Here is a 15729-nt window from a genome sequence, read left to right as displayed (position 1 = left end):
ATTATATTTTCTTAAACACAATTTTTTCACTCTCCTTTGCAACTATCATTTTTAAATAGGCTTGCAAGTCTTTATAGTAGTTAGAGTTAACAAGGGCCGTACTCATCGTGTTTTGCAACCCTACATTTACCTTATCTCCAGACACGGTTACACCAAAACGATATGACCCCATATTGTCCACAAGATTTATTGCCAGATCATCAGGCACAGACTCTACCTGGTATCCTTCTGGAATTTTAATAGAAACCGTGTACTTATCTGACCAAGGATACACATAATCTACAGGATGGCTGCGCTCCTCTGCGGTAAGGTAATTTCTTGTTGTTCCTAAATGAGCTAGTGGATTTATATAAAGCTTATCTCCAGCTTCATCTATCATCTCTTCTGCTTCAAAATTGTATTCAAGCGTGAGTGGTTTGGAACCTACTTTTAAGTCTTTAAAAGAAACGTCTATTGCATCTATACTCTCATAATAACTATCTAATTTTTCCAACTGCTCGTCACTAGTAAGTGCAGCAAACTTGTTACGCTCTGATCTTGCATAGTGACCAGAAAATCTATTTTTGGCATTCCCAGAAATTATCATATCATCTGTAACTTCTAGAGTAAGCATTCCTATATGCGTAGCGGGTCTAGACGGAAATAAATCTATTAATCTTGAAGATCCATCTGCCTTAACCATTCTACCCATCCAGTTTAGAAGTTCTGGTTTTAAAACATTTGGAGTTCCGGATTTATCGGCACCGTCTAGCAAATACAAATTATCGTTTACAATAGCTCCTGCCACTACGTAGTTAAAACCAGTACGTGTTGGAAAAACAGGAATACCATTATTTTTTGTGCTTAACAATACCGGACTACATCTTATACCCGCATATCTAAGCATAGAAGAGAGCATTAGGTTAATGTCGGCCACATTACCTACACCATCTTTATAGGCTTTTTTTACACCAGCATCTACATAAACACCGTAGTAGTCATTCCAAGTCATCTTACTTTTTACATAATCATAGATAAGGAACATCTTCTCAGTCGGGCTCGATGCACTGCTTATAAGCTTATCAATATCTTTTTTATAGTAATTCTGGCGATCTAATTCCTTTCCAAATCCTGTAGACTGATAAATTTTGCTAGCTACATCTTCCCAAGACGTCGCATAAGATCTTATCTCGCTATTAGGAAATTTTGTCATAGCCAGTTCAAACTTTAATGCAGACATATAATTATTGAGATTTCCAGAATACGGCTCATTCTTTATAGGAGGAACGTTACTTAAGTTTACTATATATCCATTCTCAATAAACTCTACCTCCTCATTTGAAGATCTAGATGTTGCAACTTCAGCAAGTTTTGTGCTTGTATATCTAAATCTCAAGGTACGATTCCTTTTATCTGTAGTTAGATTGAGGGGTATTACTCCTTTACCGTGTGTACGATAGATTAAGTACTCCGGTGCAAAAAACCTCATACCTACTCGATCTACTGGTATTTCTTCTTGAAATCTAAACTCGTCTATATTTGAATAAAAAGGTGATTTAAAAGTATACTTATATTCAATTACAGAACCGTCACTTATATCTGGCATTGTAAACTTAATAACTTTCCTATATTTCGATTTCTCTTCTTTAAAAATATCACGCGACTGTAATTTACTTTCAACAATCTTATCACCTTCTAAGTTATAAGTATATGCTTTTATACCTGTAACTTGCTCTTCTTCTCTTTCTCCTATATACTGGCTCAGCATTATTGTAGCCTCGTCATATCCATCTTGATTGTAAATCTTTATACGCTCTTGTACCTCTGTCTTGACATAAAAACCTTCGTCTTGACTATAACCAAATTTCGTATCGGTATTTCTATATAAAATACTTGCATTTGCATCTGGGTAATTGGGGTGTTCCTTTTGCAGAATCTCTTCTTTAGATACTTTTCCAAAGTCATAATCTTGAGCAGTAGTAACTATAGCAAGAAACATTAAAATAGTGATGAGTAGTGATTTTTTCATATGAATTATTGTTTTTTGATGACGATTTTTTGTTGATCACTTCTTATTACACTTCTTATAAAGCTTCTAAGTTTTGAATAATTTTCTTTACTGTAAGTCCCTTCGTTAAATAGAAACGACCTCTTATAGATAATCTTTGAGTTCTCTGCTTGGGTTATACTGTAGGTATATGACCCAAACGGGGAATCAACCTGCTTTCCTTCGGGAATACTTACAATCATAAAATCATCGGGAAGATTAATCTCAATAGTTTCTTCATCTTTAAACCCTCTTGATATTTCTACTTCAAACATTCTATTTTTAACACGATCTGGAAGCGCTGTATATCTATTAAATAAATTGAGAGGAACAAGCATTTCATCACCAGCAAATGAAGCATAATTTTCTACTTCAAGTTCTATGTTTTCGGTAGTGATAGCTTCATCACGATTATTTAAAAGGTCAATGCTTGTTAAGGATACATTATTTAGGTAATTCCAAAACTTATAATAATACTTCTTTTTATCGTCTTGGTTTTCTGCGACGAGCCTGTATTTACCAGCATATTGTAAACCTCCAGATTTGATGCTTACTCCTCCTTGAGCATTACCGCTAGCATCTATAGTAAAAGAACCATTCATTGTCTGATAGTTATCTTGAGCCGTATACTTTTTGGTATGAACAATCTCACCTCCATCTGGCTTTACGACAAGTACATCTCGATCATCTGTAAAACCAGCTATAAAACCAAATGGAACTTCTTGATCTGTACATTCTAACCACACATAATCATCATCAGTGGGTACAGATAAAATTGCGTGATTACCCTGTATAGCTGTAAAGTCATTTTCTATATCACGCTTGTCACGGCTCCCATAAAGAATCGTGTAGTAGGATGGCACCCCCACCGCTTCAAGTAAAGATTTTGTGTAATTTGTAAGGGCCTTACAATCACCATAACCCAGTTTATCTACTTGTGATGCTAGCATAGGTTTCCAGCCACCTATACCTACTTGCACACTTATGTATCGTGTTTTGTTTTGCACAAAATCATATATAATCTTAGCCTTAGCTATAGGATCGTTAATGCCTTTTACAAGTTCCTTTGCCTGTGTAGTTGTTTCTTCCGGTAAGTCTTGCGCACCTTGAAGCAAATTCTCATTCATCCACTGTCCAAAAGTACCCCAGTCACGAGCGTCTCCATCTAGCCCTTCTAAGTGAAAATCATTAAGAGCAATAGCCACCCTACCCACTATATTTCTAAACCCAGGACTATAATCTTCTGGAACAAGCGCTGGAGAATTGTTAACGACAAGCCGTAGCGTATTTTGAGATTCTTCTACTTCTATACCTTCATAATCCCCGTACATTTTGTGCTTTAAATCAACCTCATCTGCATAGTTAATTTCAAAAATCTTTTCTTCTGTGCTTGAGTAATACCCCTCGTTTGCATAAAAAGATGGAATAGAAGCTGTATTTTTTGAGACAATCTCGCTTTCTACCACGACAGTGTAAGGATAGCTGGTAGGCGTAAAATCGAGAAATAACAAGCGTGTATCTATATAGAGACTTATACCGTCTGCAGCGCTTACATCCTTAAAGTCGCGTTGTTTATACTTTTTAACCTCCTTACCGCTATCATCATATATTACAACAGAAGCATTTTTTATGCGAGTAACATCATCATAATACATATATGCCTCTACATCTCTATTACCACGTTTATTTAAAACAGTCACCACGCGTTTGTGAGCTGTTTTTATGGTAGATGAATTAGGTATATCTATGGTATGCTTTTCAAAACGCAAGACACTGTTTGCAGATTTTAAAAGGTCTTCAGGAATTTTTTTTGACGTATATAAATTATCTTGAGAGTAGGCAAATAGTGCCCACATACATAGGAGGAAAGTAGGTATGCGCATTTTGATTTGATTGATGTGTCAGCAAAATATAAAAAAGACACCTACCGCACAAGTCGCTACACCCTATTTTTTGTATCTATAGTTATAGTAACTGGCCCGTCATTGAGCAGTTGCACTTTCATATCTGCACCAAACTCTCCTGTATAAGTGGGTTTATTACGCTTTCGCGAAAGCGTACTTACAAACTCCTCATACATAGGCACTGCGTGTTCTGGACGTGCTGCTTGTAAGAAAGAAGGACGATTTCCTTTTTTTGTACTGGCAAATAATGTGAACTGGCTTATCACTAAAATATCACCATCTATATCACCCACAGAAAGATTCATTGCACCTTGCTCATCGCCAAAAATACGTAAGCCTATAATTTTATTAGAAAGCCACTCTATGTCCTCTTGTGTATCTTCGTGAGTAACACCTAACAGCACGAGAAGTCCGCTTTTTATTTCTGACTTTACAACACCATTTATAGTAACCGAAGCCTGTGTAACTCGCTGTATGACTGCTTTCATTATTCTTCTGGATAAATATCTTTTCTGTAATGCTGGTCATCATCACCGGCAAGTATTTGGGTATAACTCTTGTAGCGAGACCACGGGATTTCATCATTGTCAAGCGCAGCTTTTACGGCACATTTTGGCTCTTCTAGGTGTAAGCAATTATTAAACTTACACTCACTCTTAAGAGCAAAAAACTCAGGAAAGTAATCTCCTATTTCTTCGCGTTCCATATCTACAATACCAAAGCCTTTTATACCTGGTGTATCAATAATGCGCGCATCAAAACCTAGGTCAAACATCTCTGCAAAGGTGGTGGTGTGTTGCCCCTGGCTGTGCTGTACACTTATTTGTTTTGTCTTGAGGTCTAGTGTAGGTTCTATGGCGTTTACCAGGGTAGACTTACCTACACCAGAGTGTCCGGTAAACATACAGGTCTTACCTTCCATCATTTCCTTTACAGTATCTACATTTTTACCGGTAATGGCAGATATACCTACACACTCATACCCTATCTCGCGATAGATAGCCGCTAGGTATCGTATCTCTAGTATTTCTTCTTCGTTATAAGTATCTATTTTATTAAAAAGCAATACTGCTTTAATGTGATATGCCTCTGCAGTAACTAGAAAACGATCTATAAATGCTGTAAACGTGGGAGGATTATTAAGAGTTACCAGTAAGAAAACGGTATCTACATTACTTGCTATGATGTGGGTTTGCTTAGAAAGATTTACAGACTTACGTACAATGTAGTTTTCGCGGGGGTGTATGTTTGTAATCACACCAGTCTCTACATCACTTTTTGTATCTAGATCAAAATCTACCACGTCACCCACTGCAACAGGGTTTGTACTCTTGATTCCTTTAATACGGAACTTCCCTTTTATTCTACATTCAAACCACCTCCCGTCTTCTGCCTTAACGGTATACCAACTCCCTGTAGATTTATAAACTGTTCCTGTCATAGTGTATTGTGAGGTGTAAAAATAACCTCTTTTTTAATACTCCATAAACAAATGTGGCAAAGTCCTTAAATAATTGATCGATGTAGGAATTATCTCGTTAATTATGTTATTTTCGTCGCTTAATCAATCAAATTTATATTAAATGAAAAGAATTATTTTTCTCCTTCTAGCAATAATTGCTATTACTCCAACTGTATTTGCACAAACTAGCCTTTACGAAAATCCTGAATTTGACGTTATTGCAAAAGATCACAAGATTATTGCAATTGTACCTTTTAAAACGCAGGTAAAACTAAGACCTAAGCAAATGAAAGATATGACAGACGAGCAGCTAGAACGTCTTGAAAAAGCAGAAGGTGAGAGTTTACAAACAGGTATGTTTTCCTGGTTTCTTAAGAGAAAAAAAAGAGGCAAACTGACTACCCTAGAAATTCAACAACCGTCAAGAACAAATGCTTTACTTAAAAAACAAGGGATTGACTATTCTAATCTTTATGAGTACACTACAGATGATCTTGCAAAAATTTTAGAAGTAGATGCCGTTATTTCTGGCGATTATGAAACTAACAAACCTATGAGTGATGGAGCGAGTATAGCTTTAGGTCTACTTGTGGGCTTCTGGGGCTCTACAAATACTGCCATTGTAAATATGAGTGTAAACAACGGAGCAGATGGTACCCTTTTATGGAACTACAACAAAAAAGTAAGGGGTGGTCTAGGTAGCTCACCAGAAGATCTAGTGAATGTACTTATGCGCAAAGCCTCTCGTAGACTAGCATACACTAAGAATAATTAACATATTACAGAGTTTAAAAAAAAGACCAGCCTCACGGCTGGTCTTTTTTGCTTAGTAGAAGCTTAAGCTCCTTGCATCTGTGCCACTTTTTTCTGGTGGTTTATAGACTCTTGGTGCACTGCTTTAAACACACGTAAGATAAACTCCTCACTTAGGTTGTGTTGCTCTCCTTCTAGAATCATCTTCCCAAGGATCTCGTTCCAACGCTTTGTTTGTAGTATTGAGACATTATTTTCTGCCTTGAGCTCCCCTATTCCATCAGATATTTTCATACGCTTCCCAAGGTTTTCAATAAGCTGGTGATCTATAACGTCTATCTGAGTACGTAGTGTATTAAGTTTATTATTATACTCTACCTCTGTACCTACTTCTTTACGGATTTTTAAATCCTTCATCATCTGTACAAGCGTAGCTGGTGTAATTTGCTGTGCAGCATCACTCCAAGCGTTATCTGGATCATAGTGTGTCTCAACCATAAGACCATCATAGTTAAGATCAAGACCTGTCTGACATAAATCGTGTATAATATCACGACGCCCTGCAATGTGTGAAGGGTCAAGAATTAATGGTAAATCTGGAAATTTATTCTGTAAATCTACAGCGATTTGCCACTCTGGATTATTTCTGTAGCGTGTCTTCTCGTACGTTGAGAATCCTCTGTGTATCACTCCAAGGTTTTTAATGTCTTGTGTGTAAAAACGCTCTACAGCTCCGAGCCATAATGCAAGGTCTGGGTTTACCGGGTTCTTGATAAGAACCGTTTTATCCGTTCCCTTAAGCGCCTCTGCAATATCTTGCACGATAAACGGAGATACTGTTGTACGTGCTCCTATCCATAAAATATCTATATCTGCCTCTAGTGCAAGATCAACGTGGTTTGCATTTGCCACCTCTGTAGTGGTAAGCATTCCTGTTTCTTCTTTTGCTTTTTGAAGCCACTTAAGACCTAATGCACCTACCCCTTCAAAGTTTCCTGGGCGGGTTCTAGGCTTCCAGATACCAGCACGTAGTACCGTAGCATCTGTGTCTTTAAGCTGGTGTGCAATTTTAAGCACCTGTGCTTCTGTCTCTGCGCTACAAGGTCCTGCTATCACGAGTGGGTGATCAAGGCCAAAAGCGTCTAACCAATTTCTAAGTTCTTTTTTATTTTCCATATTATTTAATTTGTGCCGCTTTGGGCTTGTGATTCCGCTTTCGCGAAAGCGTAAAACTATTTTATTCCGTTTAATATTTCTTTTATGTGGTTTGTATTTTCCATCTCATTGTGTACTCCTGTATAATCTTCGGCTTCCAAAAGTGATTTAAAATCATTGAGATTTGCAATGTACTCTGTGAGTGTTTCTAATACGTTATCTCTATTTTGTTTAAAAATAGAGGTCCAGGTCACGGGATTACTTTTTGCTAGACGCACGGTAGATGCAAACCCACTGCCCGCCATATCAAAAATATCACGTTCATTCTTCTCCTTATCTATAACCGTTTTACCTAGCATAAATGCACTTATGTGTGACAAGTGACTCATATATGCAATGTGCTTATCGTGAGAAACTGGATCCATATAACGCATACGCATTCCCATATTTTTAAAAAGGTCAAGCACTGGCTCTTGGAGCTTAAAGGCGGTTTTTTCTACCTCACAAACGATGTTTGTTTTTCCTTCATAAAGACCCGTGATTGCCGCGCTAGGTCCAGAAAACTCAGTTCCCGCGATGGGATGACACGCTAGAAAATTTCGGCGTTTAGGATGATTTGTTACAACCTCACAAATAGCTTGTTTTGTTGAGCCCATATCTATCACTACGGTATCATCATTTATTATGTTAAGAACGTCTGGTAGTACGTGTATCGCTACATCTACTGGTATTGCTAGCACAACCAGGTCTGCCTTTGCAACATCCTCCAGTACACCCGCCTTATCTATAAAGCCTAACGCTAGTGCTTCATCAAGATGTTCTTTACTGGCATCTATACCACACACGGTTGCTTCTGGCAACTGCGCGCGCAAATCTCGTGCAAAAGAGCCTCCTATAAGCCCTACCCCTATGATACAAATGTCTTTCATTTATCTTTATTTCTACACTTTTATTTGAAAATCAACACCTTACACTTATTAATTAACAATATTCAGCATCCTTATTACTTTACTCTCTCTATGGCTTCTTTTATTTGTTCTTCCTTTACACAGAGGCTAAAACGTATATAGCCTGCTCCCATCGTTCCAAAAATGGTGCCTGGGGTGATAAATATGTATTTCTCTAGTAGCATTTTATCTATAAATGCTTCGGCGTCTATACCTGATGGCAACTTTGCCCATACAAAGAGTCCTACTTGGTTACTATCATAGCTACACCCTAGCGTTTCTACTAGTTTAAAAACAAGAGTACGCCTTTGTGCGTAGATACCATTAATATGATCAAACCAATCTTTACCAAGACCTAGTGCTGCAATGGCTCCTTTTTGTATACCATAAAACATCCCGCTATCCATATTAGACTTCACACGTAATATGTGACCTATATGTGTTGCACTACCTAGCACCATCCCCACGCGCCAGCCTGCCATATTATATGTTTTACTTAAACTATTAAGCTCTAGCGCTACATCCATTGCTCCTGGTACTGCGAGCAATGACTGTGGGTTGTCATTAAGTATAAAGCTATATGGGTTGTCGTTTATAACAAGAATATCTTGCGCTTTTGCAAAAGTGATTAATTCTTCAAAAAAACCATCTGGCACCTTTGTACCTGTAGGCATATGCGGGTAGTTTACCCACATTAATTTTACTTGGGATAGGTCTTGCTTTGCCAGTTCTTTAAGATCTGGCAACCATCCATTTTCTGCGGTTAAGTCATAGGTAAGTGCTTCTGCCTCTACGAGCCTTGTTACTGCCGCATAACTAGGATACCCAGGATTAGGAAATAACACCTTATCTCCAGGATTTAAAAAAGCCATAGAGATATGCATAATCCCCTCTTTTGACCCCATTAGTGGTAAGATCTCGGTATCTGCTTGCGCTGTGACTCCATAATTATCTTTATAAAAAGTAGCCATTGCCTCTCTTAGTGCTGGTATACCGGTATAGCTTTGGTACTGGTGTGCAACACTATCGTGCAAGCCCTTGAGCATTGCAGACACAGCTGCTGGAGGTGCTGGCATATCTGGACTTCCTATACCCATATTAATCACAGGGTGACCAGCAGCTATGAGACCACGTACTTCTTTTAACTTTTTTGAGAAGTAGTACTCTTTAGTTTCTTGTAATCTATTTGCTGGCTTACTCATTGCTTCTGATTTTTATAGGCACCTAACACTTTAAAATCTTTTGCCATAAGCGAGACTAAAGTGGTTGCTTTCTTAAAACTTTCTACACTATCAAAAGTGACATCTACAAAGAAGGCATACTCCCAAGGTTTCTCTATGATGGGCATAGATTGAATTTTTGTGAGATTCATCTTGCAATCACTTAGCACGTTAAGAATTGTTGCCAGGCTCCCACGCTTGTGGTCTGTTGTAAATCGCAGTGATGCTTTGTTTATAACCCCTTCGGCTTCTTTTCCATTTTTATTAAGGATAAAGAAGCGAGTAGCATTCTCATCTACAGTTTGTATAGATGACTTAATGATTGATAAATCATAGATTTCGGCCGCTGTCGTACTTGCAATGGCGGCAATACCCGCTAGATTGCGTTCTTTTATCTCTCTTGCAACTCCCGCCGTATCTGTATCTTCTACCAGTTTTATAGACGGGTAGTCTCTAAAGAACTGTCTACATTGCAATATTGCCATAGGGTGTGACCATACTTCTTTTATGGTAGTAAGATCTTGCCCTTTAAGCGCCATTAAGTTGTGTTGTATATCTAGGTAGTACTCGCCTTCTATAGTAAGATTATGATCATCCAGTAATGCATAGTTAGGTAATATGGCTCCTGCTATAGTATTTTCTATAGCCATCACGGCATCATCTACCTCACCATCTAGCAACGCATCTACCAGCCTTGGGAAAGACATACACTCCAGCACCTCCACATCTGCCCCAAAAAACTCTTGAGCCACCTTGTGGTGAAATGATCCTTGTACGCCTTGTATCGCTACTTTCATAATCTGTTTTCTATAGATGATTTGTAATCACCTTTCTAAATTTTATTTAACTTGAATTGACTCCAATAAAAAAGTCCTGATAAAAATTTTTATCAGGACTTTTCTAGTTTTGAGTATGTCTAATTACTGCAATACCAATCCTGATCTCTTCTTAAAAAAGAAGAAATAAAAAAAGTTGTTCCAATAATAAACTTGCGTTTGCATATTCAATTCTTAGACTGCTAATGTAGAAAAAAAATCTAATGAGAAGCGACAAACCATCTCTTTTGCGAAATAAATTTTATTAAGCCTATTTTATTATGGATTTCACAATGGTACTTTGTACGCTTTCGCGAAAGCGTCATCACATCCACATAATCTCACACACATCTCAACACTAAAAAGCTTAGTATAAGACTGCTATAGCGTCACACCGTTATCAAAATAACTATAAGCACTAGAACTAGCGCTTAAAATAGATCAAGCTCCTACTCCTATATAGTAATGAACACAAGAAACTCGTGACTGTTACGTTTTATGCTCATCCCTTATTTACTAACTTTGTGTAAGAACAAAATCATCATATGTCTATCCACGTACACGGAATTACAAAAACCTATGGCACTCAGAAAGCGCTAGACGACATCTCGTTTACACTTAACAAAGGTGAGATAGTAGGTTTTCTAGGTCCTAACGGTGCCGGTAAAAGTACAATGATGAAAATCTTAACCACCTACCTCGCTCCTACTCAAGGTACCGCTCACGTAAACTCGTATGATACACGTAAAGAGGTACAACAGGTACGTAGCGCTGTAGGCTATCTCCCAGAGCACAACCCGCTATATCTAGAGATGTATGTAAAGGAGTACCTCGCTTTTAATGCTGGTATATATAAGGTACGTAAAGAACGCATAGCAGAGGTGATACAGCTCACAGGACTCACTCCAGAAGCACATAAAAAAATAAGCCAACTCTCAAAAGGTTATCGCCAGCGTGTAGGTCTTGCCACGGCACTGCTGCACAATCCAGAAGTGCTTATACTAGATGAGCCTACTACCGGTCTAGATCCTAACCAGTTACTAGAGATACGTAGCCTTATAAAAAATATAGGGCAACATAAGACTATATTAATGAGCACTCACATTATGCAAGAGGTAGAAGCCATTTGTGACCGTGTGATTATTATTAATAAGGGACAGATTGTAGCAGATAGAAAGATGAGCGAGCTACGAGATGGCGAGCAGCAAGTGGTTATAGTAGAGTTTGACTACCGCGTAGAAGAAGTTGCGCTAAGCAGGCTCGATAAGGTAGCCAGTGTAAAAAACACGACAGGCTTTACCTATGAGATTACCTTTGCTACGCAAGAGGATATGCGTGCAAACGTGTTTGACTTTGCACACGATAATGAGCTCAAGATCTTACAGCTCAACCAGAAAAACGCCAGTCTCGAGAGTCTGTTTACAGAACTTACCGCATAAAAAATGCCCTCTAGGTACTACTAGAAGGCAATTTATATAAGGTTTTTTATTTATAACTGGATGGTAAACTCTTGACCTGCTATGGTAATAACTGCTACGTTATCACAAGTGCCATCACCATAATCTAGTGTTCCTTCTATATCGTTTTGAGTAACGATAGATAGCTCACCACTTACAAAATAAGGACAGGTAGCTTCCCTGCGTAGTGCGCTAGTTACTTCACCACTTCTAGACAATCCGTTAGTAAATGTGGTGTCCCAGTTACCTGTAATAAGAAAAGCATTATCTGTCCACGTTCCAGAACCTACTCCTTCTACCCACTCGCGAGTTCTAGATAATGTACGTGCCGCATCTACATCACTATTTGCAATGTCTACTGTGATACTAGAGGTTAGTACAGCTTGCGGGTTTCCGTTTGTATTTTCAAAGGTTCTTACTACGGTACCGCCACCAGTCACCCCGTGACCGTTATAAGTAAAATCATTGTACTCATAAGTGACTTCACGCGTACCCTCGTTTACAGCGGCATATGCAAGTGTAATTTGTCCAGATACAACGGCACCATTATTAAGTGTACAAGCTTCTGTAAAGCTTACAAGTATGTTACCACTACCATCACCATTAGGCATTACATCTAGTGTAGCACATTCTGGAAAAAAGCTAGTTACTACAGTACTACGTGTATCTTGCACATTTTCTAAATATACATTTTCTACAATGTCATAACTTGCGTCATCTATTACATCTACTTGAGCTGCGAGTGTAAGGTTTTCTGTAGATACTTCTTGGGTTGTGACATTCTCATCATCATCAGAGCAAGAGATGGTGATCATAACAATACTTAATAGTGCTACTAAAGGAATTTTGATTTGAGGTTTCATAATACATTGTTTTAAAGGTTCAAATGTTAAGACTTTATTAAAATCAATAGGTTTAATCACAAACAAATATTTGTGCGATTTATTTTATTTGATATTATTATTTATATCTTTGCACGCTGATAGAGACACTATCACGACATACATCGATCTCATTTAAAACAATATTGGAATGTATTTATCAAAAGAAGTAAAAGAAGAAATTTTTGCAAAGCACGGAAAAGGGAAAAACGATACAGGATCTGCAGAGGGTCAAATCGCTTTATTCACGCACCGTATCACACACTTAACTGAGCACTTAAAGAATAACCGTAAGGATTATAATACTGAGCGTTCACTAGTAATGCTGGTAGGTAAGCGTCGTTCTTTACTTGATTACTTAAAGAAAAAAGATATCTTACGTTACAGAGCTATTATTAAGGAGCTAGGTATCCGTAAATAAGAATTTTTTAAAAAAGGGAGCTTCACGGCTCCCTTTTTCTATATATTTAATACCGATGTTTTGAGAGGTACGCTTACGCGAAATTTCAAAACGGATCAAATTCTGAAAACACATTAGTACACTACCATAAAGGTTACTTACTAAAACTTCAGATTTTCGCCTTAAGGCAAGACATATTACATAAGACCTTTTGTATGATTATACATCATAACAAAATGGCAGAGAAAGCTTTCACAGCTAGTTTTTCATTGGTGTCCGATTTTTGGGAAGTAACTACCCATTTATCATCCCGTATCTGTTTGAGATACATCAACTACACAACACAACGACACTATGAATACCCACGAAGGGTGTTCTGAACTATTAACATTTTTCGCGAAAGCGGGATTATAGCAATCCTCATACCGCGAGAAAATCTCCCGATATACTCGGGAAGGAAAAACACATTTTATGATTCCAAAGGTTTACAAAGAGGTCATTGACCTTGGTGATGGAAGAGAAATCTCTATCGAAACAGGAAAACTTGCAAAGCAAGCACACGGATCTGTAGTAGTACAGTCTGGAAAGTGTATGATGCTTTGTACAGTAGTGTCTAACTACGAGAGTAAAGACGTAGACTTCTTACCACTTACGGTAGATTACCGCGAGAAGTTTGCAGCAGCAGGACGTTACCCAGGTGGTTTCTTTAAGAGAGAAGCACGCCCGTCTGACGGTGAGGTATTAACGATGCGTCTAGTAGACCGTGTACTACGCCCACTTTTCCCAAAAGATTACCACTCTGAAACTCAGGTAATGATCCAGCTTATGTCTCACGATGATGACGTAATGCCAGATGCAATGGCAGGTCTTGCAGCAAGTGCAGCAATACAACTATCTGACTTCCCTTTTGAGTGTGCAATCTCAGAGGCAAGAGTAGGTCGTGTAAATGGTGAGTTTATCATTAACCCTACAAGAGCACAGCTAGAAGAGTCTGACATCGATATGATGATAGGTGCCTCTGCAGAGTCTGTGATGATGGTAGAAGGTGAGATGGATGAGATTTCTGAAGAAGAAATGGCAGACGCAATTAAGTTTGCTCACGAGCACATTAAAGTACAGTGTGAGGCTCAAATGAGACTTGCAGAAGCTGTAGGACGCAAAGAAGTACGTGAGTACCCAGCAGAGCGTGAAGATGAAGATCTTAAGAAGAAGGTACACGATATGGCATATGATAAAGTATATGCTATCGCAAAGGCTGGTTCTTCAAAGAAAGAAAGAGGAATGGCTTTTTCTCAAATTAAAGAAGAGATCAAAGCTACCTTCTCAGAAGAAGAGCTTGAAGATTTTGGAGATCTTGTGTCTAAGTACTACCGCAGTGCAGAAAAGGCTGCAATACGTGACCTTACCCTTAATGAGGGACTACGTCTAGACGGTCGCCAGACGGTAGACATACGCCCTATCTGGTGTGAGACAGATTACTTACCATCTGTACACGGGTCTGCCGTATTTACACGTGGAGAAACTCAGGCACTAGCAACAGTAACCCTAGGTACCTCTAGAGATGCAAACCAGATAGATATGCCTAGCCACGAGGGTGAAGAGCGTTTTTACTTACACTATAACTTCCCTCCTTTCTGTACTGGTGAGGCAAGACCTATACGTGGTACTTCACGTCGTGAGGTAGGTCACGGTAACCTTGCACAACGTGGTCTTAAAGGAATGGTACCAGATGATTGTCCTTATACAGTACGTGTCGTGTCTGAAGTATTAGAATCAAACGGTTCTTCTTCTATGGCAACGGTATGTGCAGGTACAATGGCAATGATGGATGCAGGTATACAGATGACTAAGCCAGTATCTGGTATTGCAATGGGACTTATCTCAGATGCAGAGACTGGTAAATATGCAGTACTTTCAGACATACTAGGAGATGAAGATCACCTGGGAGATATGGACTTTAAAGTAACCGGTACGGCAGACGGTATTACGGCTTGCCAGATGGATATTAAAGTAAAAGGACTCTCTTATGAGATACTAGTAAATGCACTACAACAAGCACGTGCAGGTCGTTTACACATCCTTGAGAAACTTACAGATACCATTGCAGCACCACGTGAAGACGTAAAAGAATACGCTCCTAAGATGGTAGGTGTACGTATTGCAAATGAGTACATAGGTGCCTTAATAGGCCCAGGTGGTAAAGTAATACAAGAACTTCAGAAAGAGACAGGTACCACTATCGTGATAAACGAAGACCCTGTAACAGAAGAAGGTGTTGTAGAGATACTAGGTACAGGTCAAGCCGGTATAGACGCCGTTCTTGCAAAGATAGACTCTATTACCTTTAAGCCAGTTGTGGGTAACACATACAAGGTGAAGGTAATCAAGATGCTAGACTTTGGAGCCGTAGTAGAGTATCTAGATGCTCCTGGTAATGAGGTATTACTACACGTATCTGAGATCGCTTGGGAACGTACAGAAAACGCTAGTGACGTACTCTCTATGGGTGAAGAGCTAGATGTAAAATACTTTGGTATAGACAAGCGCACACGTAAAGAGAAAGTATCTCGTAAGGCCCTTATGGAAAAGCCAGAAGGATATGTAGCACGCCCACCTAGAGAAAACAACGATCGCAATCGCGGTGGTCGTGATAATCGTGGTGGTCGCGATAACAGACGTGACGATCGTAAAAGGGACTAAGCACCTTAT

The 15729-nt window shown here is 38.8% G+C and carries 13 protein-coding genes; 4 read left to right on the top strand and 9 right to left on the bottom strand.

Annotated features, from left to right (window positions below; translation table 11 throughout):
• Position 1 precedes the first annotated feature (1 nt).
• From ABVM49_RS08140 to rsgA, 4 genes are read right to left on the bottom strand one after another with little or no spacing between them, the layout of a single operon-like run.
• Positions 2-2008 carry a DUF3857 domain-containing protein gene (locus tag ABVM49_RS08140; RefSeq protein ID WP_405201451.1) on the bottom strand — a complete coding sequence of 669 codons (2007 nt, stop codon included), beginning with the start codon at positions 2006-2008 and terminating at the stop codon, positions 2-4.
• 5 nt (positions 2009-2013) lie between these two features.
• Entirely contained in the window at positions 2014-3909 is a 1896-nt protein-coding gene (locus ABVM49_RS08135) for a DUF3857 domain-containing protein (protein WP_405201450.1), read from the bottom strand.
• A gap of 56 nt (positions 3910-3965) precedes the next feature.
• The gene (gene dtd, locus ABVM49_RS08130) at positions 3966-4418 is read right to left on the bottom strand and encodes a D-aminoacyl-tRNA deacylase (RefSeq protein WP_405201449.1); all 453 of its coding nucleotides are present in this window, start codon (positions 4416-4418) and stop codon (positions 3966-3968) included.
• Entirely contained in the window at positions 4418-5371 is a 954-nt protein-coding gene (rsgA, locus tag ABVM49_RS08125; protein ID WP_405201448.1) for a ribosome small subunit-dependent GTPase A, read from the bottom strand. Before rsgA ends, dtd begins: the two co-directional genes overlap by 1 nt.
• 142 nt (positions 5372-5513) lie before the next feature.
• Between rsgA and ABVM49_RS08120 the strand changes: the two genes are divergently transcribed.
• On the top strand, positions 5514-6167 hold the full coding sequence (locus tag ABVM49_RS08120; protein ID WP_405201447.1) for a hypothetical protein: 654 nt from the start codon (positions 5514-5516) through the stop codon (positions 6165-6167).
• A 62-nt stretch (positions 6168-6229) separates the two neighbouring features.
• Here the strand turns inward: ABVM49_RS08120 and ABVM49_RS08115 are convergent, their stop codons facing one another.
• The 4 genes from ABVM49_RS08115 to ABVM49_RS08100 all read right to left on the bottom strand — a co-directional run bounded on the left by ABVM49_RS08115 (position 6230) and on the right by ABVM49_RS08100 (position 10264).
• Positions 6230-7321: a bifunctional 3-deoxy-7-phosphoheptulonate synthase/chorismate mutase type II gene (locus ABVM49_RS08115; protein ID WP_038600953.1), complete on the bottom strand. Its 1092-nt coding sequence runs from the start codon at positions 7319-7321 to the stop codon at positions 6230-6232.
• Between the two features lie 56 nt (positions 7322-7377).
• Complete coding sequence (locus ABVM49_RS08110) at positions 7378-8229, bottom strand: prephenate dehydrogenase (RefSeq protein WP_299149798.1); 852 nt, start codon at positions 8227-8229, stop codon at positions 7378-7380.
• 74 nt (positions 8230-8303) lie between these two features.
• On the bottom strand, positions 8304-9449 hold the full coding sequence (locus ABVM49_RS08105; protein WP_405201446.1) for a pyridoxal phosphate-dependent aminotransferase: 1146 nt from the start codon (positions 9447-9449) through the stop codon (positions 8304-8306).
• Entirely contained in the window at positions 9446-10264 is an 819-nt protein-coding gene (locus ABVM49_RS08100) for a prephenate dehydratase (protein WP_021778337.1), read from the bottom strand. Before ABVM49_RS08100 ends, ABVM49_RS08105 begins: the two co-directional genes overlap by 4 nt.
• Before the next feature lie 563 nt (positions 10265-10827).
• Between ABVM49_RS08100 and gldA the strand changes: the two genes are divergently transcribed.
• Complete coding sequence (gene gldA / locus ABVM49_RS08095; protein ID WP_405201445.1) at positions 10828-11721, top strand: gliding motility-associated ABC transporter ATP-binding subunit GldA; 894 nt, start codon at positions 10828-10830, stop codon at positions 11719-11721.
• A gap of 50 nt (positions 11722-11771) precedes the next feature.
• Here gldA and ABVM49_RS08090 read toward each other — a convergent pair whose 3' ends face one another.
• On the bottom strand, positions 11772-12602 hold the full coding sequence (locus ABVM49_RS08090; protein ID WP_405201444.1) for a hypothetical protein: 831 nt from the start codon (positions 12600-12602) through the stop codon (positions 11772-11774).
• A gap of 169 nt (positions 12603-12771) precedes the next feature.
• On the opposite strand from ABVM49_RS08090, the gene rpsO reads away from it, so the two are divergent.
• Positions 12772-13041 (top strand): 30S ribosomal protein S15, encoded by a 270-nt coding sequence (gene rpsO / locus ABVM49_RS08085; protein ID WP_375253613.1) that lies wholly within the window; start codon positions 12772-12774, stop codon positions 13039-13041.
• A gap of 450 nt (positions 13042-13491) precedes the next feature.
• Positions 13492-15720 (top strand): polyribonucleotide nucleotidyltransferase, encoded by a 2229-nt coding sequence (locus ABVM49_RS08080; RefSeq protein WP_405201443.1) that lies wholly within the window; start codon positions 13492-13494, stop codon positions 15718-15720.
• Positions 15721-15729: the final 9 nt, after the last annotated feature.

It is taken from the genome of Dokdonia sp. LLG6352-1, assembly GCF_045055815.1.
GTDB classification, from domain to species: domain Bacteria; phylum Bacteroidota; class Bacteroidia; order Flavobacteriales; family Flavobacteriaceae; genus Dokdonia; species Dokdonia donghaensis.
This window is presented reverse-complemented; position numbering and strand designations above follow the sequence as displayed.